Below are 3426 nucleotides of genomic sequence, written 5' to 3'. Positions count from 1 at the left end.
GCTCCGCCCGGAGCAGGCCGCGTACATCGGTGTCGAGGTCGAGGGCCCGTACAAGCCCGACCACTACCGCTACTGACCCCACCCACCGACGACCATCCCGGCACCGACCGGTGGTGACCACCCAGCCGGCCACCACCGGTCGGTGACGACAGGCCGTCGGCGACCGGAACGGTCTCAGCAGCAGTGACGAACGCAGGCCCCCGCACCCCCGTGTCGGGGGCCTGCGCCGTACCGCGCCCGCTCAGCCCGAGGACCCCAGAAGGACCCCATGCCCCGCGGCCGATATTCGCTCCACGATCTCCACGATCACACCCCCCTCGGCGAAGAGCACTTCCAATGCGCCCCCGGCCCCTCCGGCTGGCGCTACATCTCCAGGACCACCGCCCCGTCCGGCGATCACCTCGGCTCCGTCGACCTCACCCTCGACGAACTCGGCCGCCCCATCCGCCTCGAACTCCACGCCGCGAGCTGGCAGGTCCGCGGCGCCGCCCTCGAAGGCGTCACCTGGGTCCGCACCGACCCGACCGGCACCCATGCCACCGAAGGCAATGTCCCCGCCCACGCCTTCACCGGCACGTCCCCCGCGTTCCTCGTCGCGACCGCACGACTGCTGCGCCTCACCCCCGCCTCGACCGCGACCCGCGTACGTCTGGTCGCCTTCACGGATCCGGTCCTCGCGCCCCGGACCGTCGACCAGTCCTGGGCGCTGGTGAACAGTGAAACGCACGCCACTGACAACGGCCCCCTGACCGTGGACGAATACCAGGTCAGCGCCCTGGACACCGGCGAGCGGCACACCGTTCACATCGCCGGCGACGTGGTCCTGGCAGCCCCCGGCATCGAGCTGGAGGACCTGGACTCCCCACCCTCGTACGCCTGAGAGCAGGGTTCCCCGGACCTGCGGCGACCCTCGGGCAGGCGGTCGGCAGGCAGACGGCCCTCGTACAGGTGGTCTCGGCCGGGTCGTCTCAGGCGGGCGGCGCGAACCCGGTGGCAGCGGGCGGCGGTGTCCGGTCGTCCGTCACCCCAGCGCCCCGTCCCGGCCCCTCCGCACCCGCGGACCGCCCCGACGCACCCGCCCCGACGCCTTCCGCGACAGGCCCGGACACCACCGGCGCCCACCCGGGAGCCACACCCCCGGGCTCACCGGAACCACCGGGGCGCACGGTGCTCCCCAGCGCACCGCTTTCCCGGGCACCGCGCTCCCGGGCACTCTCCTGAGCCGCGACGAACATCCGCCGCGCGTCCCGGGCCTGCCGCTCGTTCACCACCGCGGCCAGGTACGCACCGGCCGGCACCCCCTCCGGCGCCGGAACCCCGGTCCGCCCCGCCAGCTCCCCGGCCAGCCGCTCCGCCATCGCCCCGCCGACCTGCGCGTCGAGCTGGTGCATCCGTGTCAGGTACTGGCGGACGGCCAGCCACAGGGAATCCGGCACCCCCGACAGGTCCAGCCCCGCGAACCGCCCGACCAGCCACGGCGGCGGAGGCGGCACGGCAGCAGCCCGCGAGGCCGGCACCCGTTCCCGTACGACGAGCGTCCCCGCGAACACGTCCCCGAGCCTCCGCCCCCGGGCCGACACCAGCGAGGCGATACAGGCGACGACCCCGAGCGTCAGCAGGATCTCGACCACCCCCACGGCCCCGCGCACCAGCGCGTGCCGGAACCGGATCGGCCCCCCGTCGTCCCGGACCACCCGCAGCCCGCACGCCAGCTTCCCCAGCGAACGCCCGTGGCTCAGCGTCTCCACCGCGATCGGCCCGCCCACCAGAATCAGCAGGAAACTCGCGACGGACACCGCCGCGAGCGCCGCGTCGTCCAGCGTCGCCGTCGCGACGGCCAGCCCGATCGACACCAGGACGAACGCCGCCCCCACCACGGCGAGATCGATGGCCACCGCCAGCGCCCGGCTCGGCAGTTTCGCCGGCCGCAGCCCCAGCACGACCGCGTCCCCGGTCACGAGCTCACTCATCGCCGCCCCATCCTTCGCCGATCGTCCCTGCCCCTCGGGCCCTCAGTCTGCCAAGCTGGCCCGCAGCGCGCCCCCGCCGTAGTACGAACCCGTACGCACCCATGCCTGGAGCAGCAGCCGAACATGGATCTCGATGTATTCGTGACCGCCCACCGCGCCGAGTGGGACCGCCTGGACCAGCTCCTGCGCCGCGGGCGCCGCCTCACCGGTACGGAGGCCGACGAACTCGTCGAGCTCTACCAGCGCACGGCCACCCATCTCTCGCTCCTCCAGTCCAGTGCCCCGGACCCGATGCTCACCGCCCGACTGACCCAGCTCGTGGCGCGCGCCCGGTCCACGGTCACGGGCACCCGCCGAGCCTCCTGGCGCGATGTCACCCGCTTCCTCACCGCCGGTTTCCCCGCCGCCGTCTACCGTTCCCGGCACTGGTGGATACCGACGGCCGTGCTCTCCACGGTGCTGGCGGCGGTCATCGGCTGGTGGATCGGTACGCACCCGGAGGTCCAGTCGGCCATCGCGGCCCCCGACGACCTCCGCCGCCTCACCAGCCCCGGCGGGGAGTACGAGACGTACTACTCCAGCCACCCGGCCGCGTCGTTCGCCGCCCAGGTGTGGACGAACAACGCCCAGGCCGCGGCCATGTGCCTGGTCCTGGGCGCGTTCCTCTGCGTCCCGGTGATCTGGATCCTCTTCATCAACGTGCTCAACCTCGGGGTCGGCATCGGTCTGATGTCCTCGGCGGGCCGGCTCGACACCTTCATGGGGCTGATCCTTCCGCACGGCCTGCTCGAACTCACCGCCGTCTTCGTCGCCGCGGGTACGGGGCTGCGCCTCGGCTGGACGGTCATCGACCCGGGCCCGCACACCCGGCGCTCGGCCCTCGCCCAACAGGGCCGGGCCGCGATCGGCATGGCCATCGGCCTGGCCCTGGTCCTGTTCGTCTCGGGCGTGATCGAAGGCTTCGTCACCCCTTCCGGCCTTCCGACCTGGGGCCGCGTCGCCATCGGCATCGTGGCGGAGCTGGCCTTCCTCGCCTACGTCTACATCCTGGGCGGCCGAGCGGCACGTGCCGGCGAGAGCGGCGACATCGAGGCCGCGGAGCGCAGCGCCGAACTCCCCGTCGCCGCCTGATGTGCATACGGCCCCGCTGACCTGCTAGTCTCCTCTTCGCCCAGGAAACTGTTGACACAGCGGATCTGGGGAGGTAGATTTTAACGGTTGCCTCGGACTGGACAAGTTCGAGCTCGACAGTTAGTCTCTACTTCGCTCTCACCGGAAATGGAATTTCCGCAGAGCCATCGATCCTCTTACTTCGAATCGTGAAGCCGGTTTTTCGGCAGAATGTTTCTGGTAAAGTCTGGATCCGCCGAAAGGCAAAAGACCACTTCGACGGTCACCGAGAATTCGGAATCCGGTCCGGAAACGGAACGGGAAAAGGTTCTGGTAGAGTCGGAAG

The 3426-nt window shown here is 71.5% G+C and carries 4 protein-coding genes; 3 read left to right on the top strand and 1 reads right to left on the bottom strand.

Features of this window, described 5'->3' with window-relative positions; all coding sequences use genetic code 11:
- Both ABZZ04_RS39315 and ABZZ04_RS39310 read left to right on the top strand, forming a co-directional pair.
- Window positions 1–76: adenosylhomocysteinase (locus ABZZ04_RS39315; RefSeq protein ID WP_351584125.1), on the top strand; the 76-nt coding region annotated here is incomplete at its 5' end.
- Between the two features lie 192 nt (window positions 77–268).
- Window positions 269–880: a hypothetical protein gene (locus ABZZ04_RS39310; protein ID WP_356937038.1), complete on the top strand. Its 612-nt coding sequence runs from the start codon at window positions 269–271 to the stop codon at window positions 878–880.
- Window positions 881–968: 88 nt separating this feature from the next.
- Here ABZZ04_RS39310 and ABZZ04_RS39305 read toward each other — a convergent pair whose 3' ends face one another.
- Window positions 969–1970 carry an RDD family protein gene (locus tag ABZZ04_RS39305; RefSeq protein ID WP_356937037.1) on the bottom strand — a complete coding sequence of 334 codons (1002 nt, stop codon included), beginning with the start codon at window positions 1968–1970 and terminating at the stop codon, window positions 969–971.
- A gap of 123 nt (window positions 1971–2093) precedes the next feature.
- On the opposite strand from ABZZ04_RS39305, the gene ABZZ04_RS39300 reads away from it, so the two are divergent.
- Window positions 2094–3101 carry a stage II sporulation protein M gene (locus ABZZ04_RS39300; RefSeq protein WP_356937036.1) on the top strand — a complete coding sequence of 336 codons (1008 nt, stop codon included), beginning with the start codon at window positions 2094–2096 and terminating at the stop codon, window positions 3099–3101.
- Window positions 3102–3426 lie beyond the last annotated feature (325 nt).

The sequence above is a fragment of the Streptomyces sp. NPDC006435 genome, from assembly GCF_040612315.1.
Lineage (GTDB): Bacteria > Actinomycetota > Actinomycetes > Streptomycetales > Streptomycetaceae > Streptomyces.
The sequence above is the reverse complement of the archived record's forward strand: the minus strand, read 5'-3'. Positions and strand labels throughout refer to the sequence as shown.

Excerpts from the sequence above, each read along its gene's own strand:
- ABZZ04_RS39305 (WP_356937037.1), bottom strand. The coding sequence starts at position 1,970 with ATGAGTGAGCTCGTGACCGGGGACGCGGTCGTGCTGGGGCTGCGGCCG.
- ABZZ04_RS39310 (WP_356937038.1), top strand. The coding sequence starts at position 269 with ATGCCCCGCGGCCGATATTCGCTCCACGATCTCCACGATCACACCCCC.
- ABZZ04_RS39300 (WP_356937036.1), top strand. The coding sequence starts at position 2,094 with ATGGATCTCGATGTATTCGTGACCGCCCACCGCGCCGAGTGGGACCGC.